Below are 24,073 nucleotides of genomic sequence, written 5' to 3'. Positions count from 1 at the left end.
TATAACACAGCGTGAATATGCTGAAAACGATTTAAAAATAAACTTTTTTGACTGCTTTTGCTATACTATATCTAAGTGAATTTAAGGAGCATCCAAATGACTAAGAAATTTCAATATAAAGGGATCGTCATTTATCAAAAATTAATTAAGGCCAGTGATCCGACATTGGTCTTATTTAAATTGAAACTAATCAAGCATCCATTAAATCCTATTGACTTAATAAACCAAGAATTTACTGCTTTGATTGCCCGTAAAGCTTTAACTTTTATGTATGAGGTTATGGTGGGAGATCAGATTCTTATATACGGACACTTTAACAATAAAAAGCAATTTATTACTGAAAAATATCTTATTGAAAAAAGAGTCCCCCGCTCATATGAAAAAGTAATCCAACAACTCCCTAATCAAAAAAAACTCTAGAAAGGAGACCCATCCTTGCCTAAAGAAAGCCCTGAAGAAATACGACATAATATTGAACAAAGACTCCCTTTATTACCTGAATTGCCCGGATGCTACTTAATGAAAGATGCTAATGATAAAATTATTTATGTGGGTAAAGCTAAAAACTTAAAAAACCGCGTGCGATCTTATTTCAGAGGAGCCCATGATAGTAAAACAGCAAAACTGGTTTCTGAGATTCATCATTTTGAAACAATTGTTACCAATTCTAACAAAGAAGCTTTGATCCTTGAAATTAATTTGATTCAACAATACAAGCCGCAATACAATATAAAACTTAAAGATGGCAGTATGTATCCTTATTTAAAAATAACTAATGAAAAGGACCCTCAATTAATTATTACCAATCGAGTTCTTAAGGATGGCGGACATTATTTTGGACCTTTTCCAAACGTACAAGCCGCTACAGCCACTCAACAATTATTACATAAAATTTATCCTCTAAGACGTTGTGGTAAAAATGAAAAGCGCGCTTGCTTTTACTACCATTTGGGACAGTGTATTGGTTGTTGTGATCATCCCGTTTCAAAAGAAACCTACCAAAAGCAAATTAATCGGATTAAACGTTTCTTTAATGGTGAAGTCGGTCCAATTAAAAACGACTTGAAGCGCAAGATGTCTGAAGCAGCTGATAAGCTAGAATTTGAACAAGCTGCTGATTTACGCGATCAGATTGAATATATTGAGACAACCGTTGAAAGACAAGCTATTATGAGTCAAGATTATGATAATATGGATGTCTTTAATTTCTATTATGATAGGGGATGGATATCTATACAAACCTTTATGTTAAGACAGGGTTCTATTCTTAAACGTAAAGCTGCTCTTTTTCCTAGTTATGGTGAAAAAGAACCAGATCATGAACTAACAACTTATATTGCTCGCTTCTATAAAGAGCAATATAATGTTATTCCAAAAGCTATCTTAGTCCCTGCTTCTGTTGATCAAGAGGTTTTAGAAGAAGTCTTTGAAATTCCTGTTCAAACACCTCTTAGAGGAAAGAAAAAGGCAATGCTCGATTTGTGTGAAAAAAATGCTAAATTAGCTTTAGATGAGAAATTCCGCTTAATTGAAGCTAGCACACGTAAAACGCTGGGCGCCATCGAAGAGTTAGCAGAGGCCCTTCAAATTGAACAGGCTAATCATATTGAAGCATTTGACCACTCACATATCCAAGGTGTTCATACGGTCTCGGGGATGGTTGTTTATCAAGAGGGTAAACCAGATCGCAAAAATTACCGTAAATTTAAGATTAAGAGTGGAGATGGAGCCAATGAATTTGCTCATTCTCAAGAAGTAATCAGGCGTCGTTACACTCGCTTGCTCAAAGAAAAAAAACCATTACCTGATTTAATTTTGATGGATGGAGGGATTATACAAGTAAGAGCCGCTAGAGATGTCTTGGAAAATGAGTTAGGATTAGCTATCCCCGTAGTCGGTATGGTTAAAAATGATAAACACAAGACGGCCTCCTTACTGGAAGGTTACACTGAAAAGATAGTCGACCTTGATCCGCGTTCCCAAGCCTTCCACTTTATTCAAAGAGTGCAAGAAGAAGTTCATCGGTATGCAATATCTTATCACCGAAAAGTACGTGCTAAGAGTCAGGTGGCTTCTATTTTAGATACTATACCAGGAGTTGGCCCGGCTACACGCTCTAAACTTTTAAAACACTTTAAATCATTACAAAAAATTAAAGAATCTGATGTAGACACTTTGCGTAGATTGGGCATTTCCCGTCCGACCTCAAAACGAATTCTCGAATTTCTTAATGATTCTAATAACTGATAAGAAAAACCTTGCATAATTGGCACTGACCCCGAATAGTGAGACAAACATAAAAACACCTCCGTTGAATTCGTGTGAAATGAATTTAATGGAGGTGTTTGATTAGGGTTAATCACCTAGCTTATTCTGCAGAAACAAAATGGAAATGTATTGAATTGAAAAATGAAAGCCGGACTAATAAACAAATAATGGATGAATTAAACATTAAGAACACATCTCAAGTAAAAACTTGCTGGCGTTGGGATCGTTAAGGTCAAACCTAGCGCTTCAATCAAGCTGGAGGTAAAGAATAGACTTATGGCAAAGGATTAGAAGAACTTAGCGAGATAGATCCACTCAAAATCAAATTAAAACGTCATCAAGCAGCGATGGATGTCCTAAAAAAACACAAAGTGTTGAAGAGGAGTGGGTACCAAAAGTAGTCGTCGAAACGGTTGAAAGTTTAAAAGCACATGTTTCGGTAAGTTTAATCCTCTCCTGCTAAGGGATCGCTCGATCTACTTATTATCGTTAGAAAGTTCGTGTAAATGCTAACCTAGAAAATGAAGGGAAAATTAAAATTGGACAATTATGTAAGAAACAGCCTTTCACCTATGGTTACCGTAAAATCACCCATTTAATCAACTTATAAACAGAAAAAACTGTTAATCATAAGCGAGTTCAACAAAAATTAGGCTAGGTGTCACCGGTTCAATACCGACAACAAACAGCCTAACAAAGGTGTTCTTTATTCTGTCCCATTTATGGGGTGCAGTGCCAAATCATGCAAGGTTTTTATAATTATTCTTAAGAAATAGAAAGCATTATATTAGCCATTTGTATTTAAAATACTTTCGTCAGTCTCTAAAGTCATTTCTTCAGGTTCACGTAAGAAGGTAAAGCCTTCACCATCCACTTGTTGAACATCGTTAACCGCAATAAATGCTTTAGGGTCAATATTATGAACAATCTTTTTAACCGCCATTAGCTGACGATTGGAAACCACCACATATAATATTTGTCGTTGAGCCTTTGAGTAGAAGCCATAACCAGAGAAGATAGTAACCCCGCGCTTAACTTTATCCATAATTTCATTACCAATTTCTTCATGTTTTTCTGAAATAACAAACAGTGCATTTTTAGGATTGTAACCTGTAACCCAGAAGTTTAAGATTCGGCTATACAGGAGAATCCCAACAATGGAAATAGCGCCTTTTTCTAGACCAATCGCAAAAAATAATAAGGAAATAATCACTCCATCAAATATTAGTAAAGCATTTGAAACGCTAATTCCAACATACTTATTCAAAATTAAAGCAAGAATATCTGTACCTCCGGTTGATCCACCGCCACGAATGACAATTCCCAATCCTGTTCCCATAATTACCCCTGATACTAAAGGAGCAACTAATTGGTTATCTGGAATGAAAGGGGTAGGCTGAACGACTTTTAAAAAAAACGAAAGTGCAGCAATTGATAAGAGCGTATAAACAATCGTCATTTTACTCAATAATTTCCAACCAATAATCAGAATAATCACGTTTAAAACGAAGGCGGTCTTAGGAATATCAAAGTTTAGAGTATAGTGAAGAAAGAGGGTAAAACCAGTAACTCCGCCATCTCCCAACTCGTTCGGTAAAGATACTAAGTTGATAGCTAATGCGACTAAGAATGTTCCGACGATTGTCATTAATAATGACGATATGATATTTTTCATTTTTACACTTCCTATCTTCTTTTATAAATGGCTTTTCTTATAATTGTTTGAATCCAGTAAAAACGACACAAATGTCGGTTTTCACTTGTCTCGTTTATGATTCCTTATAGCTACATTGTTTGCAATTTTTCAAGGATTAACTCATTAACGACTTGGGGGTTTGCTTGACCTTTAGTTTTTTTCATAACTTGTCCTACAAAAAATCCAACAGCTCGATCTTTTCCATTCTTATAGTCTTCAACGGATTGTGGATTATTTTCAATAATATCTTCAATCAAAGGTTTCAATTGGGCTGGATCTGAAAGTTGAGCCATTCCTTGAGCTTCAACAATTTCTTTAGCGTTGCCCCCTTCTTGAGCTAATATTTTGAAGAGTTTTTTGGCAATTTTGGAAGAAATTGTTCCTTTATCAATTAGTTGGATCATTTCTGCTAAATTCTTAGGAGTTAAAGCTGTTTGAGAAAGCTCAAGCTGTTGTGCATTTAGATAAGCAGATACTTCTCCCATTAACCAGTTGGAAGCTTGCTTTGCATCTGCTCCTTCTTGAATAGTTTCTTCAAAGAAATCTGACATTTCCTTTTGAAGGGTTAAGACCATGGCATCGTATTCCGGAAGCTGATAATTCTCAACATACTTTTTACGACGCACTTCTGGCATTTCTGGCATCGTTTGCTGGACTTGATCAATCCATTCTTGTGAAATAGTTACCGGTGGTAGATCTGGTTCAGGGAAGTAGCGGTAATCTGCCGCCCCCTCTTTAGTACGCATTAGAATCGTTTGTCCTGTTTTCTCGTCATAACGACGTGTTTCTTGATAAATGATACCACCAGATCTTAAAATATTTTCCTGACGTTTTTCTTCAAACTCTAAACCTTTGCGAACATAATTAAAGGAATTTAAGTTCTTGATTTCAGTTTTTGTCCCGAAAGCTTCTTGGCCAAAAGGTCGAATTGAAATATTACCATCGCAGCGTAAAGAGCCCTCTTCCATTTTCACATCCGAAACGCCTGTATACATTATTCTCTCCCGTAAGGCTTCTAGAAAGGCGTGGGCCTCTTTAGGGGAACGAATATCTGCTTCGGTAACAATTTCAATTAATGGCGTACCTTGGCGATTTAAATCAACATATGAATAGCCGTCCACTCCGTGTGTGTTTTTTCCTGCATCTTCTTCCAAATGAACACGTTCAATACGTATCCGACGTTTTTTTCCTTCTACTTCAATATCCAGGTATCCATTAGACCCGACCGGTTGATCAAATTGAGAAATTTGGTAAGCAGATGGATTATCCGGGTAAAAATAATTTTTACGATCAAACTTCATCTGCTTAGCTACCTGGCAATTTAAAGCTAGAGAAGCTTTCATTCCGTATTCTATCGCTTGGCGATTCATAGTCGGTAACGCTCCCGGATAGCCCCAATCTTTCTCATTGGTATTGGCGTTGGGATCCACACCGAAGCCAACAGGTGAGGAAGAAAAGATTTTAGATTGGGTTTTTAATTCCACATGGACTTCAAGTCCGATTACTGTTTCAAAATTCATCTAGATCCTCCTATAGTTTAGGTGCTTGCTTAACAAAGTCGTGACCTTGCTCAAAATCATAAGCCATTTGGTAAAGTAAGGCTTCGCTATCCACTGGGCCTGTGAGTGCCATTCCAATAGGCAAGCCCTTGCTATCAAAGCCGGCAGGTACAGATAGGCTGGGTATTCCAGCCAAATTAACCGGGATTGTCAACAAATCTGCCACATACATTTTGAGCGGATCTGAAATGCGTTCACCAATTTTGTAAGCTGTCGAATTAGTGACCGGTCCCATAATAAGATCGAATTGATCAAATACTTCTTTAAAGTCTTGAATAATTAATGAGCGCACTTGCGCTGCCTTCTTGAAGAATTTATCATAGGCGCCTGAGCTTAAAGAATAAGTCCCTACCATTAATCGTCGCTTGACTTCAGGACCAAAGCCTTCAGAGCGAGATTTTAAGTAGATTTCTTCTAAATTTTCAGCTGCTTTTGAACGATAACCGTAGCGAATACCGTCATAACGCTGTAAATTAGATGAAGCTTCCGCAGAAGCTAGTATGTAATAAACATTAATCCCGTACTCAGAGTGAGGAAGAGAAACTTCTTCAACGATTGCTCCTTTACTTGTAAAATAATCAGCTGCTTTTTCCATTGCTTGACGAACATCCGCATCAATGACCTCTGATTGATATTCTTTAGGAAAAGCAATTCGCTTGCCTTCAATGGATTGACCAATCAAACTGCTAAAATCTAATTTTTCGTCGGCTAAACTGGTCGCATCATTTGGATCATGCCCCGCAATCACTTGTAAAAGTAAAGCGTTATCTTCAACTGTTAAAGTCATCGGTCCGACTTGATCAAGACTAGAAGCAAAAGCGATCACTCCATGACGAGAAACACGACCATAAGTTGGCTTCATTCCAACAATACCTGTATAAGAGGCAGGTTGACGAATCGAACCACCGGTATCGGTTCCTAAAGCTGCTGGCACCTGTCTAGCGCTTACGGCTGCTGACGACCCCCCCGAAGAACCTCCTGGTACTCTTTCAAGATCCCAAGGATTTTTACTTGTTTTAAAATAGGAATTTTCAGTAGATCCTCCCATAGCGAACTCATCTAGGTTAACCTTACCCACTATAATGGCTCCTGCCTTTTTTAATTGTTTTATAACAAAGGCATCATAAGTTGGCACAAAATCTTCAAGCATTTTACTGGCTGCAGTTGTTTTAAAATCAGCTGTTAAAATATTATCTTTGATTGCTATAGGAATGCCTTTTAATAATTTTGAATCATTATTCGAATAGCCTTCTTCATCTGCAGCTTTAGCCACTTCAAAAGCCGGCTCTTTAAAATCTTCATAATTTAAAAAGGATTGAACAGCACTCTCCAAAGTCTCAATTTGCCGGTAGGTATGTTCAAGCAATTCGACAGCTGTAAATGTTCCTGATTCTAGCCCTTTTTTCATCTCAGTAATGGTTGTTGGGAATTTTTTCATCTTAATCTCCTTTTTCATCTTCGATAATCACTGGTACTTGAATATAGCCTTCATTTACTGTTGGGGCATTATCCAATAAGGCTCGATAAGACGGATTAGGGACTGCGATATCTTCACGATAAACATTCTTCAACTGGTTACCATGATAAGTCGGCTCGACACCTTCCGTGTTCACCTCTTGTAAATGCTCAACCATTTCAACAATCTCTTGGATATTTGGAGCAAATTGGTCCAGTTCTTCCTCACTAAAACTTAATTTGGCTAATTTTGCAACATGCTTAATTTCCTCGCGTGTAATCATTCTTTTCCCCCTCTTCTTATTGTCTAAATATATGTGATTGATACTCCGTTTCTCCTGCATTTCTACCTATATAAGCTTCTGTATCCGCATTAGAAACAATTTTAATCTCAATTGCTATGTTCTCAGGTAATGTTTTCTGCGCAGTGTCCAGCACATGCTGACTTAAAGCAGTAATTTCTGTTGTTTGATAAAACTGTGTGACTATTTCAATATCTAATGTTTTCAACTGATCGTCTGCATATAATACTTGACCGGAAATACCATTCAGATTGGGGAAAAACTCACGAATGCCTTTAGAAAAACTATCAAAATAAGCGTATTTTTCTGCTTCGACACCTGAATCAGTCATAGGTAGAGCAACTCGGTATTCATTAAGCTCTTTCCAATCAGAAACCGCATTTCCCTCACGTGAAATACCATCCAAGACAAAACTACCCCCTACAATTTCATCAGAAGGTGCCTGTCGGTATATACCCACTAGAATAGGAATAGATCTCAATTCTTCGGTTGCTCTTAAACGACCCACAATTATATTAGCATAAGCTCTTCCGCGCTCACGCATTTCTCCCATAGAGATTTCTTCTTCGTAAACAACCCCCTCTGGGTCGGTGTACTCATAACGCGAATTCATGGATAAGCCAAGAACAATACCTGCTAGCTTGTACCCTGTTTCAGTTTCAACCATAATATTTTTTTCTAAAATTTGCGATAAGTAAATAGGCGTAGATTGAACCTGAGTGACAACCTGATCTGGCCTACCGGCGTTCTCATCAATGATATTACCCTCTACATCAACCATAACCTCTTGACCATCTTCTAAAACCGAAGTTACTGTCGCTTCTTCAATAGTAGGGGATTGATTCTCAACAGTCGTATCAGTGTCAGAAGATGTTGTTTCACGATTAGCACCACCACTATCGACAGGGATAGCAGGGTTTAAGCCTGCTGGATTATTGTCTGCTTCTCTGCCTACCCAAGAAGTCAGTGTATCACCATCAATCAATTGGCCTTCTTGTAAAAAGTATTGATCGGTAGGAAACACCTCTCGTGACAAACGTAACAGACCATCTTCGAAAGCAAAGGCATTGCCCGTTGAAGATAATGTGTAGTCTGCACTAGCTGAGGGGCCGAGTTGATACTTACCATCTGTTATTACAGCTCGATAATTTTCATTAGCTAATTGGTTAGAAGTTGACCTGGCCATCACCTTCTCAGGTGTCAGTTCTGCTTCTTCTTTTTTTACCTCTAAATTATTTAAGCAACCTGACAATAAAGTAAGACAGGTTAGCAATGTGATACATTTCAATTTATTTTGCATCGTTAATTCCACTTTCTACTAATTTTTCTATAAATGTAGATTCATCTATGATTGTAACACCTAAATCCCGAGCTTTTATTAATTTACTGCCGGCTTCTGCCCCCGCAATCAATATATCTGTTTTCTTTGAGACTGAGCCGGTTACATTTGCTCCTAAATTTTGTAAAATTTGCTTTGCTTCATTACGAGTATAAGCATTCATACTACCAGTTAGAACAATAGTCTTTCCTTTAAATTCATTGGTCTGTTGAGTGCCAATCACGGTTGTTTGAAAATCGGTTTTGACACCTATTTTTTTTAAACGATCAATCAATTTTAATGAAGACTCTTGTTGGAAATAATGAACCAGTGATTGAGAGATGATTTCACCTATGCCCTCAATTTGACCGACTTGTTCTGCCTCGGCAATCATCACTGTTTCTATTGTACCAAATTCTTCGGCAATTAGGCGAGCAGCTTTTGCACCGACATGACGAATTCCCAAAGCAAATAGTAATCGATCTAATCCCCTATCCTTAGACTCATTAATCGCTTGGATCAAGTTGTTAGCTGACTTTTCTTTAATCTTATCAAGTTTTAAAAGGTCTTCTTGCTTGAGATAATAAAGATCAGCCGGATTTTCAATCAAATGATGGTCCAATAATTGCTCAATAATTTTTTCACCCAGACCATCAATATTCATGGCTAATCGGGAAACAAAATGAGTAATCTGAGCCAACCTTTGGGCGGGACAGTTAGGATTAACACATCTTAAAGCCACTTCATCTTTAATTTTCACTAGCTCTTCATGACATTGTGGACATTCGGTAGGAATAGCTACCGGTCGATCATCTCGCTTTCTTTTAGTTAGATCAACCTCTAATATTTCGGGAATAATATCTCCTGCCTTATGGATAACGACTTGATCACCTATATGTAAATCAAGTTTTTCAATAAGATCTACATTATGAAGACTTGCTCTTTGAACAGTAGTTCCTGCCAATTGAACAGCCTCCATAATAGCGGTAGGGGTAACTACTCCAGTTCTACCCACTGTCCAATCTACATTAAGTAAAGTTGTTTGAGCAACTTCTGCTGGAAACTTATAGGCAATTGCCCAACGGGGCGCTTTAATAGTATGCCCCAATTTTTCTTGATATTCAAAAGCATTGACTTTAATAACCACTCCATCAATCTCATAGGGTAATTGGTGCCTTTTTTGGCCAACCGTTTGGATAAACTCCCATACTTCATTAAAATTATGACATTCTTTTCTAAAAGAGTTCGTTCTTAAGCCAACAGCTTCCATCTCTTCTAGGAGTTCTCCTTGAGAAGTTGCCTCTATATCCGATTGACTAGAGCAATTATACATAAATATGTTTAGTTGCCTCTTTGCTGCCTTTGCGGGATCTTTCTGTCGCAATGCACCAGCTGCCGCATTGCGAGGATTAGCCAAGGGACTTTCCCCTGCCTCATCTCTTTGTTCATTTAATTTTAAAAAGACCTCTTTAGGCATATAAGCTTCTCCTCGAAATTCACCTGAAATGGGCTTTCTCAGTCGTAATGGTAAGGAATGGATTGTTCGTAGGTTTTGAGTAATATCTTCTCCCGTTTGACCATTACCTCGTGTAGCTCCTCGAACAAACAAACCATCTTCATAAGTTAAGGCAATGGCAAGACCATCGATTTTACACTCACAGATAAAAGAATGCTGAGACCCAACCACTTCTTCTACCTTTTTAATAAAAGCATGTATGTCTGCTTCATTAAAAGCATTACTTAAAGAGTACATGGTTTGAGCATGTTTAACCTTTTGAAAACCTTCTAACAGCTGGTCACCCACTCTCTGACTAGGTGAGTCCAAAGTGACCCACTCCGGATACTTAGCTTCAATCATGAGCAATTCTTGATACAGCTCATCATACTCTGCATCCGTAATTAATGACTGATCCAATACATAGTAAGAGTAAGCATAATTATTTAATTTTTCTTTTAAAGCATCTAAACGTTGTCTTTCTTTCTGCTGATTAGACATCAGGAGCCTCCTAATCTGATAACTTAGTAATTGGAGCAAATGCTGCCATTAACTGTTTAATTCCTTGCTCTGGAAAAGCTACTTTTAAAATTTGGTCGCTAGCTGACTTGTCAACTTTTACAATTGTCCCTTGACCCCAAGCTTTGTGGTCCACTTTGTCTCCCACTTGCCAGTTAATCATTTCTAGACCTTTGACATTTGAAGTTGCTTGGAAAGCTCGCTTCTTCTTAACGGGAGCCGAAGGGGGACTTAACTTAACTCTATTGGCTTGGTTTTTTCCTCGATTATTTGCAGTAAATCTTTTGACTCTTCCTGGAAGTCCAATATGCTCAAGTAAATCTTGTTCAATCTCATCTATAAATCGACTAACTAAATTTTGCTGATAACGTCCGTATAGTAGACGATTGGATGCTGCTGTTAAATATAATATTTCCTCAGCGCGTGTCATTCCTACATAGGCTAATCTTCTTTCTTCCTCTAAATCTTCTTCATTATCAAAAGAACGATAGGATGGGAAAATCCCTTCTTCCATTCCAACAATAAAGACAACCGGAAATTCTAAGCCCTTGGCTGCATGTAGAGTCATCAAAGTGATACCCATTTGTTCATCCTCTTCTTGGTTATCACTAACCAAAGACAATTCTGTAAGGAATTGAGTCAATAAAGCTGTTGATTGATTAGTATCGTCCTCACTTTCCACTGCTGACTCAAATAGATCCAAAGCAACATTTGAACCTGATATTTCTAAAATTGCTTGCGATTCGATAGTGCTTTGATCTTGATTTTGAAAATCAGGATCTTTTTCTAACAGTAAACTATGATCCTCTTGGTCAAAAAGTTTAGTTACTGAAGCAAATTCTTCTAAGTTTTCTAAGCGAGCTCGACTTTCAAGAGTGCCTTCTTCAATTAAAGCCTGAGTATAGTTTGAAAGCTGCCACACTTGCTCTACTAGTTCACTCATAGAGAGATATTTTGCTTGTTCTTGAAGATTTTTAACCATTTGAGCAAACGTTTGTAATTTCTTTTGTACTGCTTTAGATAGTTGAGACTGATCTAAATAATCGATCGCCATGAACCAGGGTAACTGAATCTGAGCAGCAAAATTTGATAACCGCTCGATAGTGGTATTTCCAATTCCACGTTTAGGAACATTCACAATTCGATTAAAGCTAAGGTTGTCAGCGGGGTTATTAATTAACCTTAAATAAGCCAAGGTGTCTTGGATTTCTTTACGAGCATAAAACTTCAAGCCCCCAATAATTTTATAAGGTAAATTGGCTTTTAACAGCTGGTCCTCTAAAGAGCGTGACTGAGCTTGAGTTCGATAAAGAATAGCAAAATCATCATTTTTTAAATTAAAACGATCTTTAAGCTCAATAATTTCTTGAATAACAAAAAGCGCTTCCTCTGAGTCGTTGTCTGAATGATAAAACTTAATCTTGCTTCCTTTGTCCTTATTAGACCATAATTTCTTAACTTTACGATTTCGATTATTTTTAATCACACTATTAGCTGCAGCTAAAATATTTTGACTGGAACGGTAGTTTTGTTCTAATAGAATCGTTTTAGCTTGAGGAAAGTCAGATTCAAAGTTTAAAATGTTTTCCATATTTGCGCCGCGCCAGCCATAAATAGATTGATCAGCATCTCCTACTACACAAATGTTATTAAGAATTCCTGTTAATAATCGAATGAGTTGATACTGAGTATTATTGGTATCTTGGTACTCATCAACATGAATATATTGAAACTTATGCTGATAAAAGTGACGGACATCATCATATTCTTCTAATAATTTAACAGTATTAAGAATCAAATCATTAAAATCCATGGCGTTGGCTTGTTTTAATTTTGTCTGATAAAGTTGATAGACTTTTGCATAAATTTCTTCAACAAAATTACCGGCAGTTTGTAAATAATGTGCTGGGCTTTTACCTTCATTTTTTGCTTGTTCAATTTGCCATAGAAGATTCTTATCTTTAAATTGTTTGCTATCTAAATTTAATTCTTTTAACACTTGACGCATCAAAGTTAGTTGTTCAGATGGGTCTACGATTGAGAAATTTCGTTGATAACCGATTTTTTCGCCCTCTCTTCTAAGTATCCTCACACACATTGCATGAAATGTTGAGACCCATATAGAGTCTGCATCTGGGCCAACTAAGTTTTTAATCCGCTCTTTCATTTCATTTGCGGCTTTATTTGTAAAAGTAATAGCCAATATATTCCAAGGATTTACTCTTTCTTCTTCAACAAGATAAGCGATTCGGTGAGTAAGAACCCGTGTTTTTCCTGAACCTGCCCCAGCGGCTATTAACAGCGGTCCCTGGGTAGTCAATACAGCCTCCTTTTGCTTATTATTTAATCGACCTATACTTTCTAATAAATTCATATTATCACTCCATTTCACCAACGCTTCCAATATTTGATATTATATCAAAAATAAGAACAATCTCCTATGTCCTTTATAGCCTTCTCTCAACTCCTCATAAAATAAAAAGAAGCCAAGGCTATCCCTTCAGCTTCTTAATTCTATTGAATTTTATATAATCCGGTCATTTCAATTTGCCGATCACACGATATTAAACTATCTCCCGTTATGATTACCTGTCCTTCCAAATGATTGTGTAATTGTCCAGGAAAATTTACTAAAGCAAAACCCCAATCTGTGCGAGACATATATTGTGTCATGACATTTTCTATATTTAAATATTCTAAAGGAATCGCTATAGCTGCTGCTGATTTTACTTTTAAAGTAGGCAAAGGCAAGCCTGACAGTGCTCGCATACACGCTTCGAATTGCGATATGGACATCGAGCCGATTGTAAAAGTTGCCGCTTGCGATAAGCCAATCGAAGCTTGATTGATGTAAATAACACCAGAAGATGTAATAAAGAACTCTAATGTCAAAGCCCCAATCAATGTAAGTGACTCAGCAATTAATCGGCCTAATCGGTTGATTTCATTAGAAACCTCATCAACAATACGCGCAGGATACCTTACTTGTGTACCAATAATTAACCCTTTATCTACTAATTCAAAGGGAGGATAAATCAATAATTCTCCTCGCTCATTTCTGACAACAGTCAAAGAAACTCTCTTCTCAACTGGAATCCAAGCCTCAAGTATACATGTTGCTTGCTCAACTTTCTTCTCTGCTAAAGGTAAATCATCCTCATTGAATAGAAGAATGTGGTCCTTGGCTTGATTCAAATGTCGTTGTCCTGACTTAAGAACACAAGGATAACCTATATATTCTATCGCTTCTTTAATATCTTCAATGGAAGTCACCATTGAAAAAGGAGCTACTAAACTTTTAGTAGAGTCTAAATAAACTTTTTCAATTAAACGGTCTGTTGTAATTGCAACTAAATCTTCTGATAAAGCCAAGTCAGTATATTCTTCCAATAATTTATAATGTCGGTTTGATAAAATACCTGGTTCAATATATATCATATCCACTAAGCTTGCAAATTCGATTAAACTCTCGTCTTGATAGTTAGCATCGACTATTTGCCAATAAGAAAATTGTTTGACCGGGTTTTCATCATGACTCACCATGCTTGCTACACGATACCCCAATCTTCCGGCCTCTTGGGCCAGTAAAGCGGTTGTAAGTGAGTCTCCAATAATACCAATCATACTTCCTGGTTGATGTCTTCGAACCATTTTATCCCTCCCATCATATTATTCTTTTTATGGTTGATCATATTGATCCAATTGCCACTCTTCAATCATATTTATTAATTTTTCTCCGTAATTTGGATCGGTTGCATAACCCGAATCTTGTAATGCCTGAGCTTGTGATTGGAAATCCTTGGCTTGTAATACAGCTTGATATTGATTAGGATCCCAAGAAGTTCCATTAATCATTAAAAGAGCGTGCTCACGCATTGATGCTTGTCTAGAAGGATACACCTTAAAATAATCCTTAATCTCAACCCACTCGCCATCAAAAAACTCCATTGTTGGATAGAGTGCAGAATTAGGATCGTCAGCACTTGTTTTTACACCATATAGATTATTATGCTGGCTAGCTAATTGACTTCTACCAAAGTCCGATTCTAAAACAGCTTGAGCTAAAGACACAGAAGCATAGACACCAAACTCTCTTTGTAAAGCTTGGGCAGTTGGGACCAAATCTGCAATAAATTGTTCTTTGAGCAAGTGATCTGATTGATAAAGCTCATTTTGATAAAAATTAGGAGCCGGTTGTAACATCCAACGAAATAACAACACAAAAAGTAAACTAATAAAGATAATCATAAAGAAGCTTAAACATCCTAATCGTTTAAAGAAAGCTTCCTGCCATTTTTTGAATTGTTTAAGTTTCTTATTATTTTTCAAAGTTTTTTTTCTGGGTCTATGAGCTTTTTTGCGTTTTCTTTGCACCAAATAGCTTCACCACTCTATTTTTATTCTTCGACAGTGTCTCTTACTTTATCACTTTGGTCATCAAACCATTGTAAGAGTTTTACCTCATCAGTTTCTAATTGTTGTCTCAAAACTCCAGGTAGACGAATTTCTATTATATCGTTGTATCCCCAAAATTGATAATCTGCAATTAATTGCAAGATCATTGTGTTCTGTTGGTTTTCTGAGCTTTCACTCTGATGCCATTCTAAGCGTACCATACCATGGTTAACCCAAGTCTTGGCGATTTGATATTTAAGATAGAGGTATTCTCCAACAGGATTAGCTGAAACCTCTGGAATTATTTCAGCATTTCGCACAACTTTTTGAACAAGCATCCATTCATAGTCAGTAAATAAAGTCGATATTATTTGGATATTTTCAAATTTTAAACCTTGTTCTCCTTTTTTCCATCGGTCCCAAGATTGAGGACTAATGCCTAACTTTTCCGCATAAAAAGCTTTTTCAGTTTGAAATTTCTCTTTAATAGCATGAATAACGATTTGTATCAGTGTAGGACTCATTGAAATTCCTCCCTTTTTCTCTATTATACACCTAAAAAGTGATGTGAAAAGTGGAAAAACTCTTAAAAATAGAAAGACTTCTTAAATTGAAGTCTTTCTATCTCAAAACTAATCATTTGAATAAACCTTTTAATAATAATACCAAGCACCATTTTCATCTTGATACCAGGTGCCTCTACGGTATTCATCGCCAAACCAGTAATAATTTTCTGTTTGCTTGCCATTATATAAATTATCTGTCGGCTCTACACCTGTTTCAACCGATGTAACAGGTGGGGTTACTACTGCTTGAGTAGTCTGAACTGGTTCTTGCGTCACCTCAAGAGTAGTTTCATTTTCTAAGATCTCAGCACCTTCTTGGTTCGCTAAATATTGTATGAGTATATCATTAATTGTTTGGCTTATCTTACCATTCATTTCATAAGGTTCAGTGAATTTTTTTGTAAGAACTACATAAATATAGTCTTCTCCTGCTGCTTGAGCAATCCCGGCAATATGTTGAAGTTGTGGGTTTTCTTCGGTAGTTAATAATTCGTAACGTTGAGTCACATTAGCATTATAATTGGGAAATTTATCTGTGAATGGTGAGAGATTGACTGATTCTTTCAGCAAGTCGTCATATTCTCCATCAATCAATTCGTTTTTAGCTAATTTGATAAGTAAATTAGCTAAGTCCGTTACATCAGTGACTGCACCCGTTATGTAACTATCTTCTTCAATAGCTAATGGAGCGTTCATACGAGTAGCAAAATATCCAGACTCTTTTAACCAGTAGTTAAAGCGGTTGACACCCTCAGCAAGCTGAACGAGATGATTCATGGCAGAGGCATCTCCTGATTGAATAGTTAAATCAATCAACTCTTGGACTGTATAGGAATCTCTAGCTTGACTTGCCACTTGTCCTGAATCCCCAGAAGCAATTAATTGTGTTTTAACAGGGATTTCTTGGTCAAGAGTAATTGTTTCTTCTGCTAGCAATTCATAGGTACGTTGTAAAATAAACCAAGCGATTAGACGATCAGCCTCCATTGTTTGGTTTTCATAAACAAAGGGTGCTTTATCTCCTAGCTGTTGAATTTGTAAAGCTACTGTTTCCTGATTAGAAAAGTAATTGGTAACTATTTGATTAAACTGATCAATTCTTTCTGCTTGATCTTGCTTATTTGGTACTTCATAAGCGATGCGTTCTGAAAAATTCTCTGCACTTATTAAAAGCTCTTGTTGACTTGTATCTTCACCAATCACTGATAAAGCGGGATCATTAAAGGATAATCTAAGTTTCTTGCCTTCTTTAAAAAGAGAAAACTCATCCTTCAATTCTGCTTCAGTCTCATTATATTTCACTTTAAAGTTAAATGTTTCTTGATCTACATCAGAAAGAGAGTTGGCAAAATCGAGATTAACTGTAATCATCGGATAAGCATCCACATCTACCTTTGATTTTTCTATTTCAAAAACAGTATCTTCTACAGTGGTTGTTTGATTTTCTTCTTCTGATTTTACTTCAGAAGAAGAATTATCTGAAGTAACATTCATTGTTTTTTCAGTATCCTTTGGAAGTTGAGAAGTCTCAGTTTCTTGGACAGGTTGTTCACTATTTTGATTTATTATTGGGTCCAAATAACTCTTAACCATGCCTACCAATTGAGGTCCGTAAACAAACATTAAAAAAAAGGCTGCCAATAAAATTAACCATTTGACAATAGTCCAAAGCGTTTTACCAAAACTAGTCTTTTTAGTTCTAGGGACAATATAATCTTCAGCATTATCGGTGGATTCATCAGAAAATAATGAGCCAGTGTACGGATAAGATAAAATTTCGTCTGCCCTTTTCTTAAAAGCTTCTTCTGAATCCTCTTCCGATTCATTGCCTTTTGAATTTGATTGAAGTGAACGTTCATAAGCTAATTTAGCTTCTTTTTCTGCTTCTGCTAATTCTTTTTCAAGAGATCGCCTAACAGGAACGTGCTGTCTATTGTCTTTGATAGCTTGAGATTGTTTTTCATTATCAGCTACTTCATTTAGACCACGGATATCTTTTTCAACTGATATTTCATCATTAGGTTTTCTCTTTTTCAATAAACTCTGTTCTTTTTTATCTGCTTGATTAAATCTATAACCGCAGTACGCACATTGGGTCTTACTACGGACATTCCGTCCACAATTTGGACACTTCATTTGATTGCCTCCTCTTAGATAGTCGCTCTATAATTGGTTCTTAACTTAAACCATTGTAGCATATTCTTAAAGGGCTTAACAATACGGGACTGATTAATCAAGTCCCTTGAGAGCTTCTACCATATTAATACGTTTTATTTTTTGGTGCATGATCAGCATAACAGAACTTGAGAAAATAAATGTAAGAATAAAGGATATTAAAAAGGATGCTAGGGTTGCCCTAGGATAAAAGAGCATTGAATTCATTTGCATCTGTTTCATAATAATATGTGTAAGCACACGTCCAGCTATCAGGCCAAAAGAAGAACCTAATACTGTGATTATAAAGATTTCCTCATAGACATACAAACTCACTTCTCTTGCATAAAAACCTAAAACTTTGATAGTGGCCAGTTCACGATTTCTCTCTTCTATATTAATATTGGTCAAGTTATACAAGACCACAAAAGCTAAGGCTGCCGCTGAAACGATTAAAACAATTGTAATGACGTATAAACTATCCATCGTCTTGCTAACTACTTCTTCTATATTAGTTATATTAACGATAGCTTGAACATCCTCATTATCTTGTAACTGGTCTTCTATACGAGTCACTTTGGCATTAGCTTCATATTTCAGTAAAAAAGCATTAATTTGAGCGGGCTTTTCAAACACCTGATTGTAGTCATTTTCTCCCATATAGAGATAATGATTGACATAGTTTTCTGCTGCTCCCTTTAAAGGAATCGTATAATTTTCATCGTCCATTTTAAAGATAGCTTTAGAGTTGGGTTTTAAGTTGAATAACTCAGCTAATCGTTCTGTATAAAGTGGTCCTGCTTCATCTAAATCAACTGGTTCAGCCACTTTATCATCTCCACCTTGTCTTACAAATACAAAGTCTTTAAATGATTGAACATCACCTAGCGGAACTATTAAATTGACATTTTCTTTTTCAACATCATTTTCTAATTCTAAGGATTCTGAACGGATTGGATAATACGCTTCAATGCCTTCGTAATCTGCTAATTCTTCTTGCAGTTTTTGAGTTTGATATTGGCCTAAATCTTCATTCAAGACCAGAGTAGCATCATAGCGTTGTAATTGCTCAAATTGATTAGAAAGCAAACCTGAAATAGTATCACTAATTCCAAAACCAGTGAGAATTAACATTGAACAGCCTGCTACACCAATGAAAGTCATGAGATTTCTTCCTTTATATCTGAAAAGGTTTCTCAAAGTCATTTTACGATTAAAAGATATGCGTTTCCAAAACTCAGTCCAATTTTCAAGTAAAATTTGTTTACCTTGTTTAGGGGGTTCAGGTCTTAAAAGTTGTGCAGGAGCTTGCTTTAACAATACATAAGGTGTATATATTGCTGGTATCAGTGTACAAGCTAAAGCAATAGCACCGACAATCATATTCCAATATAAAGAGCGAGGAATCAATGGGTTAGCCAAATAAAACATGGAATTATATGCTTGTAGAATAATTGGTGGAAAGATACGATAGCCCAAAGATATTCCTAAGACTATTCCAATCACTCCTGCTAACCCAGCATACACCACAAATTTTAAGATTACTTGCCAGCGATGGTATCCCATTTGTTGCATGGTTCCCATATAGTTTCTTTGTTCACTTGACATGCGCTTAACAGTTGTGAAAACAACTAAAACGGCAATAGCAAAAAAGAAAACTGGAAACAAATTAGAAATAACATTCAATTTTTCCGCATTTTCTTTCAGAGATTTATAAGCTGCATCGTCTTGACGTGTCAACACATGATAAGTCGGTTCTTTTAAATCTGCTTCTAATTCTTTAAGTTCCTCAAGTGCTAATTGTCCTTCTCTTAATTCTAGATTATTCTCAGCAATACTATCTGCTACAGCTTTTTTTGAGCGACTCAGTTGATTTTCTCCGAAAAACAACTCATTACTAGCCATTAAGCTTTGTTCTTGACCTTCCAACAACTCTGCTTGTTCTTCAGGCTTTCCTAAAGCTTGAGGATTATTAGAGTCTATATTGCCTTCTAGAGACTGCCGCAATAAGTTTTCTTCAATTTGACTAAATTCTATCTTAGCTTCTTGAAGGTCTTGTTCAGAATCTATCAGTGTCTTTTCGACTTCGGAGATTTTTTTATTTGCCGCCTCAAAGTCATTATTAGCTTCTTCTAAATCTGAACTAACCTCATCATATTTAGCTTGAATATCCTTTTTACTGGCTTCCAAACGCTGTTTTGGACGATTAGCTAACAAATCTTCTAATTTAATTTTTAGTTGATCGAGCCTTGATTGATAAGCTGGTTCATAAGCTCTCTTTCTATTATTACGTATCCAATAGAAAACTTCACTATAGTAACTGGCTTGTATTTGATCTTCTTGAATTAACCCAAAAACAGAATGGTCGAGGCCTCGATTAATGCGTTCATAATAAAGTGGTGTTTGAACAAATCCAACAACTTCAAACTCATTTGTTATCAATTCACTATCTTTTATTGAAAAGATTGAATCTGAATTATCACTATCTATAGCGTCTTCACTTGCTCGTTGGTTCAGAGTGATTTTTACCTTATCTCCAACTTTGACAGACTCGTTTGGATCAGTATTAATTAAATCAAGATACTTACTATCCAATGTGATTTCAGAAGCTTTCTGTGGAAATCTCCCTTCAACCAATTGATAATATTTTTTATCTTGTTCATTGATACCAAAAACTTTGATAGGTTGAGTACTTGGCTCAACCATACCAATAACTGATTTAATGGGACGTAACCGAAGTTCTGCGCCATCTTTTAAATTTTTAATTTCTTTAATGTCATTATCATTAATACCTTGAGTAGATAATATACGACCGTCGGGCAAATCATAAGTTTCATAATAGTCACGCGCGGTTTCTACCATAGCTGGTCCTGTTGCTTTGATTCCAATAAAAAAAGCAACTCCTAGACTAATAATAGCTAATATCGATAAGAATCGTGGGAAACTTTTTAATATCTCACGAAAGATATCCTTTATGAGCGATTTCATGTTACCTCCTTTCTACCAATGTAAATCTAATACATTAGTAGGATGCGGATTTTTAACGATTTCTTCTACTTGTCCATTACGAATTTTAATCACACGGTCTGCCATTTTCGAAATCACCGTATTATGAGTGATTACCACAACAGTTGTACGTGTTTCTCGACATGTATCTTGTAATAATCTCAAAATTTGTTTGCCGGTTTCATAATCTAAAGCACCTGTAGGCTCATCACAAAGAAGAATTTTGGGTCTACCTGCTAAGGCCCGCGCAATAGAAACTCTCTGTTGCTCTCCACCAGATAGCTGAGCAGGAAAACTATCTAATCGATGTCCTAACCCTGCTTCTTTAAGTACGGTTTCTGCTTGCATATTACTTTTAGCAATGTGGATCATTAATTCCACATTTTCTTTAGCTGTTAGGTTAGGAACTAAATTATAATTTTGAAAGACAAAACCAACGTTATTTCGCCTAAAACGCGTTAACTGCTTAGCCTTGTATTTAGCAATGTCTTCTCCATCTATAACTACCTGTCCGGAGGTCGCTTGATCCATTCCACCTAAGATATTTAGTGTAGTTGATTTACCAGCTCCGGAAGGACCTAAAATAACCACAAACTCTCCCTCATCAATTGTAAAACTGACTCCATCATTTGCTCGTGTAACGACTTCGCCAGTTTTATATTCTTTAACAACTTCTTTTAATGCAATATAAGACATTCTTACTCCCTGCCTTTCTTATTCAGAACAATAATATACCAGAACTGTAAGATACTGACTCGTAGGATCAACGGAAGAAGGGTAGTCTTCGGGAAGTCTAAAACTTTGAATCAATTGAACCTTCTTGCCACTTAAACGCCCAGCTTCATTCATATCCTCAATAAATTTATCTTTTGAGTAAGCTGAATGGTTTGTGGATAAGACACACAAACCTCCTGCTTTCGTTATTTTAAACAAATCTTTAGCCATTTTTATATAATCAGTTAAGGCTGAAAAAACATAACGTTTGGTTCGGGCAAAACTAGGAGGATCACATACCACCATATCAAAATCTTTTGAAGAGCGTTTGACATAGTCAATATAATCAAACACATCCATAATTCTAATCTCGTTAGATAAATTATCAGCGTCCAATTGATTAATTAAGAAATTTTCTTTAGTTAACTCTAATGAACGGTTAGCTACATCTACACTGATAGTATTACTGGCACCACCTAGGCTAGCTGCAACTGAAAATGCACCCGTGTATGAAAAAAGATTTAACACAGACAAGCCTTTTGCTTGCTCTTGAATATACTGTCGTACCTCTCTTTGATCAAAAAAAAGGCCTGTCATCCAATCCTGACCTAAATAAATAGCATACTTTCGATTCTGTTCTTTAATAATTAGAGGCTGTTGGGCTTCTTTTCCGGTAACATGTCCCATTGCTTTTTCACTATCACCTATTGGAAAACGCTTGGTTTCGTATATACCTGCAACTTCAAGTGGAGATTCTAAAAGAATTTCAAGCCACCAATCACGATACTCATAAGCACCTTTAGAATACCAGTTGATTTGAATGAAATGGTCATACCAGTCGATTGATATTCCTCCTAATCCATCTCCTTCACCATTGAATAAACGAAAACCCGTTGTTGTAGGGTCGTCCAATAGAGATTGTCTACGTTCAACAGCTTCTTGAAAGTAAATTGAAAAGAGTTCTTTGGACCACAAATCTTCCAAATTTAAGCTGAAAACCCAAGCAAAGCCTTTGTTTTGCCGACCAACGAAAGCTTGCCCTTTAAAGTTATGACTGCGATCAGTAATAAAGATAATCATCCCCTCAGGTGCATCTTTAATATCATCAGGATCTTCAAAGTCTTCTAACCTTATTAATTTTTCTCCTGCTTGAATCCTTTGACTCGCAAAATCTTTTAAATAAAAACACTTCATTCTATTACCTCTTTCATTCTTAAGATCATTTATAGTAGAAGTCTCTAGAAAACAAGCCCATTTCTTAAAGCATTACTTTTTCTCTTTTGATAGTAATTCTTCCATTAAATAGTCAGCAGCTGCCGGACTGATTGTTTTAAGACTTGTTCTTTGGGGAATAACTACTTTTTTAGGTTTAAAAGAATATTCTAATCGAACTCTTTTAGTAGTAAGTTCAGCTGTATCTTTGCTAAAAAAGTTAAAAGCTACATTTTCTACAATACCCTCCAAGGTAACATCTAAAATTTGTTTATCTGGATCAAAGTCCATGGTGAAACTCGTTAATTTATCAGTTAAACCTTGGCTCATCAAATTTAGTGTTTTATTGAACTGTGGTGTTCGGTGTTCCGTTTCCTTAACTTGTAAATGGTTAGAAAATTCGGATTCAATTTTTGTTCCGAATAAAAAATCATTCGCTTGCTCATTAATTTTAATTTGATGGTTGAATTGATTTTCCCAATCTTGATACTCGCTCATGATAGATGAAGTAGAAGGTTGAATTAAATGATCTAAACGATAAGAGATGGATAAGAAGGGGTGCTTATCAAAGAAAAGACTTGGAATATCGATTCTTTCAATATTTAAATGATATTGAGCCTTCTTGAAACTTAATTGTCCCTTATCTACTCTCATTAACTTATCCTGATTAGGAATGAGCAGCAAAGAAGTCGCAGGCTTTTCATTAAGATTAACCGTCCCGATTGTTTCATTTGAAAATTCTGTATAAAGATTAGTGTACTTAGCCATTTGTTTATCAAACTGGTAATTAAAAAAAGCTTGTTTAAAATAAGCTAGGCTATCTAAAAAAGCAAATTCTTTTACATAGAACAAACGGTGTCTTCCATATGATATAAAGCCAAAATCTGCTGTCTCGGGATAATCATCTTCCATTTGAAACTTTAAATCGCCCTTCAGGTCTCCTTTTGTAACATCTACTTGGTAGGTCGCTTGCCCCATCGCTTGATTTTTATCCAGGTTGGTCCACTTCATCTTGACCTCAAATTCTTCAACCTCTTTCAAATCAATTAATGATTCTGAAAGTTTCTTAAGTAATTCTTGATCCACTTTGTTTTCTATTGATGTTTTAGTTTCTGTTAATGACTCTGTGGTTATTTGATTCGCTTTAGCAGAAATAGGAGTATATAATAAAGCTAATAATATAGTGAAAATAAAAAGCTTATTGACTAGTTTAAATCCTCTATCCATAAATCCTTCTCCTTTTTAAAAAGTCTTACTATTATTATAAATGAAGTTCAGCTTTAATACACCAACAATCTACTCTATAAAATTAGCTTCAAAAAACCTCTAAATTTGAAGTGACCCCCAAAAGTTCGAGTTAAAAACTAACTTTTGGGGGTACTTTTATGTCTAAAAATAGGCTTCTGAATTGAAA

17 protein-coding genes are annotated in these 24,073 nt (G+C 36.1%); 2 read left to right on the top strand and 15 right to left on the bottom strand.

Features of this window, described 5'->3' with window-relative positions; genetic code table 11:
• Positions 1 to 96: 96 nt before the first annotated feature.
• Together ACQV2Q_RS06780 and uvrC are read left to right on the top strand one after the other, a co-directional pair.
• Entirely contained in the window at positions 97 to 420 is a 324-nt protein-coding gene (locus ACQV2Q_RS06780) for a hypothetical protein (protein ID WP_428873570.1), read from the top strand.
• Between the two features lie 15 nt (positions 421 to 435).
• The gene (uvrC, locus tag ACQV2Q_RS06775) at positions 436 to 2,247 is read left to right on the top strand and encodes an excinuclease ABC subunit UvrC (protein ID WP_428873569.1); all 1,812 of its coding nucleotides are present in this window, start codon (positions 436 to 438) and stop codon (positions 2,245 to 2,247) included.
• An 808-nt stretch (positions 2,248 to 3,055) separates the two neighbouring features.
• Here uvrC and ACQV2Q_RS06770 read toward each other — a convergent pair.
• The 15 genes from ACQV2Q_RS06770 to ACQV2Q_RS06700 form a co-directional block, all read right to left on the bottom strand.
• On the bottom strand, positions 3,056 to 3,943 hold the full coding sequence (locus ACQV2Q_RS06770) for a YitT family protein (RefSeq protein WP_428873568.1): 888 nt from the start codon (positions 3,941 to 3,943) through the stop codon (positions 3,056 to 3,058).
• 110 nt (positions 3,944 to 4,053) lie between these two features.
• A complete protein-coding gene (gene gatB, locus ACQV2Q_RS06765; protein ID WP_428873567.1) occupies positions 4,054 to 5,484 on the bottom strand; it encodes an Asp-tRNA(Asn)/Glu-tRNA(Gln) amidotransferase subunit GatB in 1,431 nt (476 codons plus the stop codon).
• A gap of 10 nt (positions 5,485 to 5,494) precedes the next feature.
• Positions 5,495 to 6,961, bottom strand: coding sequence for an Asp-tRNA(Asn)/Glu-tRNA(Gln) amidotransferase subunit GatA (gene gatA / locus ACQV2Q_RS06760; protein WP_428873566.1), 1,467 nt, complete (start codon positions 6,959 to 6,961; stop codon positions 5,495 to 5,497).
• A gap of 1 nt (position 6,962) precedes the next feature.
• A complete protein-coding gene (gene gatC, locus ACQV2Q_RS06755) occupies positions 6,963 to 7,262 on the bottom strand; it encodes an Asp-tRNA(Asn)/Glu-tRNA(Gln) amidotransferase subunit GatC (protein ID WP_428873565.1) in 300 nt (99 codons plus the stop codon).
• 16 nt (positions 7,263 to 7,278) lie between these two features.
• A complete protein-coding gene (locus ACQV2Q_RS06750) occupies positions 7,279 to 8,580 on the bottom strand; it encodes a CamS family sex pheromone protein (protein ID WP_428873564.1) in 1,302 nt (433 codons plus the stop codon).
• A complete protein-coding gene (gene ligA / locus ACQV2Q_RS06745) occupies positions 8,570 to 10,594 on the bottom strand; it encodes an NAD-dependent DNA ligase LigA (protein WP_428874874.1) in 2,025 nt (674 codons plus the stop codon). Before ligA ends, ACQV2Q_RS06750 begins: the two co-directional genes overlap by 11 nt.
• A gap of 10 nt (positions 10,595 to 10,604) precedes the next feature.
• Positions 10,605 to 12,986: a UvrD-helicase domain-containing protein gene (locus ACQV2Q_RS06740; protein WP_428873562.1), complete on the bottom strand. Its 2,382-nt coding sequence runs from the start codon at positions 12,984 to 12,986 to the stop codon at positions 10,605 to 10,607.
• Positions 12,987 to 13,126: 140 nt separating this feature from the next.
• On the bottom strand, positions 13,127 to 14,263 hold the full coding sequence (locus tag ACQV2Q_RS06735; protein ID WP_428873561.1) for an ATP-grasp domain-containing protein: 1,137 nt from the start codon (positions 14,261 to 14,263) through the stop codon (positions 13,127 to 13,129).
• Between the two features lie 27 nt (positions 14,264 to 14,290).
• Positions 14,291 to 14,860 (bottom strand): glycoside hydrolase family 73 protein, encoded by a 570-nt coding sequence (locus tag ACQV2Q_RS06730; RefSeq protein ID WP_428882348.1) that lies wholly within the window; start codon positions 14,858 to 14,860, stop codon positions 14,291 to 14,293.
• 149 nt (positions 14,861 to 15,009) lie between these two features.
• Positions 15,010 to 15,531: a hypothetical protein gene (locus ACQV2Q_RS06725; RefSeq protein WP_428873559.1), complete on the bottom strand. Its 522-nt coding sequence runs from the start codon at positions 15,529 to 15,531 to the stop codon at positions 15,010 to 15,012.
• A 129-nt stretch (positions 15,532 to 15,660) separates the two neighbouring features.
• Entirely contained in the window at positions 15,661 to 17,709 is a 2,049-nt protein-coding gene (locus ACQV2Q_RS06720) for a serine hydrolase (RefSeq protein ID WP_428882346.1), read from the bottom strand.
• A gap of 93 nt (positions 17,710 to 17,802) precedes the next feature.
• Positions 17,803 to 20,715, bottom strand: coding sequence for an FtsX-like permease family protein (locus ACQV2Q_RS06715; protein ID WP_428882344.1), 2,913 nt, complete (start codon positions 20,713 to 20,715; stop codon positions 17,803 to 17,805).
• Between the two features lie 12 nt (positions 20,716 to 20,727).
• Positions 20,728 to 21,429 (bottom strand): ABC transporter ATP-binding protein, encoded by a 702-nt coding sequence (locus ACQV2Q_RS06710; RefSeq protein ID WP_428873556.1) that lies wholly within the window; start codon positions 21,427 to 21,429, stop codon positions 20,728 to 20,730.
• 18 nt (positions 21,430 to 21,447) lie between these two features.
• A complete protein-coding gene (locus tag ACQV2Q_RS06705) occupies positions 21,448 to 22,641 on the bottom strand; it encodes a class I SAM-dependent rRNA methyltransferase (protein ID WP_428873555.1) in 1,194 nt (397 codons plus the stop codon).
• Between the two features lie 72 nt (positions 22,642 to 22,713).
• Entirely contained in the window at positions 22,714 to 23,886 is a 1,173-nt protein-coding gene (locus ACQV2Q_RS06700) for a hypothetical protein (RefSeq protein ID WP_428882342.1), read from the bottom strand.
• Between the last annotated feature and the right edge of the window lie 187 nt (positions 23,887 to 24,073).

Source organism: Facklamia sp. P12950, from assembly GCF_050409465.1.
Lineage (GTDB): Bacteria > Bacillota > Bacilli > Lactobacillales > Aerococcaceae > Facklamia.
Note: the sequence above shows the minus strand (reverse complement) of the source record. Positions and strands in the feature narration are given on the sequence as shown.

Excerpts from the sequence above, each read along its gene's own strand:
- ligA (WP_428874874.1), bottom strand. The coding sequence starts at position 10,594 with ATGTCTAATCAGCAGAAAGAAAGACAACGTTTAGATGCTTTAAAAGAA.
- ACQV2Q_RS06725 (WP_428873559.1), bottom strand. The coding sequence starts at position 15,531 with ATGAGTCCTACACTGATACAAATCGTTATTCATGCTATTAAAGAGAAA.
- ACQV2Q_RS06700 (WP_428882342.1), bottom strand. The coding sequence starts at position 23,886 with ATGGATAGAGGATTTAAACTAGTCAATAAGCTTTTTATTTTCACTATA.
- ACQV2Q_RS06770 (WP_428873568.1), bottom strand. The coding sequence starts at position 3,943 with ATGAAAAATATCATATCGTCATTATTAATGACAATCGTCGGAACATTC.
- gatB (WP_428873567.1), bottom strand. The coding sequence starts at position 5,484 with ATGAATTTTGAAACAGTAATCGGACTTGAAGTCCATGTGGAATTAAAA.
- gatA (WP_428873566.1), bottom strand. The coding sequence starts at position 6,961 with ATGAAAAAATTCCCAACAACCATTACTGAGATGAAAAAAGGGCTAGAA.
- ACQV2Q_RS06730 (WP_428882348.1), bottom strand. The coding sequence starts at position 14,860 with ATGATTATCTTTATTAGTTTACTTTTTGTGTTGTTATTTCGTTGGATG.
- ACQV2Q_RS06780 (WP_428873570.1), top strand. The coding sequence starts at position 97 with ATGACTAAGAAATTTCAATATAAAGGGATCGTCATTTATCAAAAATTA.
- ACQV2Q_RS06735 (WP_428873561.1), bottom strand. The coding sequence starts at position 14,263 with ATGGTTCGAAGACATCAACCAGGAAGTATGATTGGTATTATTGGAGAC.
- ACQV2Q_RS06740 (WP_428873562.1), bottom strand. The coding sequence starts at position 12,986 with ATGAATTTATTAGAAAGTATAGGTCGATTAAATAATAAGCAAAAGGAG.
- ACQV2Q_RS06750 (WP_428873564.1), bottom strand. The coding sequence starts at position 8,580 with ATGCAAAATAAATTGAAATGTATCACATTGCTAACCTGTCTTACTTTA.
- ACQV2Q_RS06720 (WP_428882346.1), bottom strand. The coding sequence starts at position 17,709 with ATGAAGTGTCCAAATTGTGGACGGAATGTCCGTAGTAAGACCCAATGT.
- gatC (WP_428873565.1), bottom strand. The coding sequence starts at position 7,262 with ATGATTACACGCGAGGAAATTAAGCATGTTGCAAAATTAGCCAAATTA.
- ACQV2Q_RS06715 (WP_428882344.1), bottom strand. The coding sequence starts at position 20,715 with ATGAAATCGCTCATAAAGGATATCTTTCGTGAGATATTAAAAAGTTTC.
- ACQV2Q_RS06710 (WP_428873556.1), bottom strand. The coding sequence starts at position 21,429 with ATGTCTTATATTGCATTAAAAGAAGTTGTTAAAGAATATAAAACTGGC.
- ACQV2Q_RS06705 (WP_428873555.1), bottom strand. The coding sequence starts at position 22,641 with ATGAAGTGTTTTTATTTAAAAGATTTTGCGAGTCAAAGGATTCAAGCA.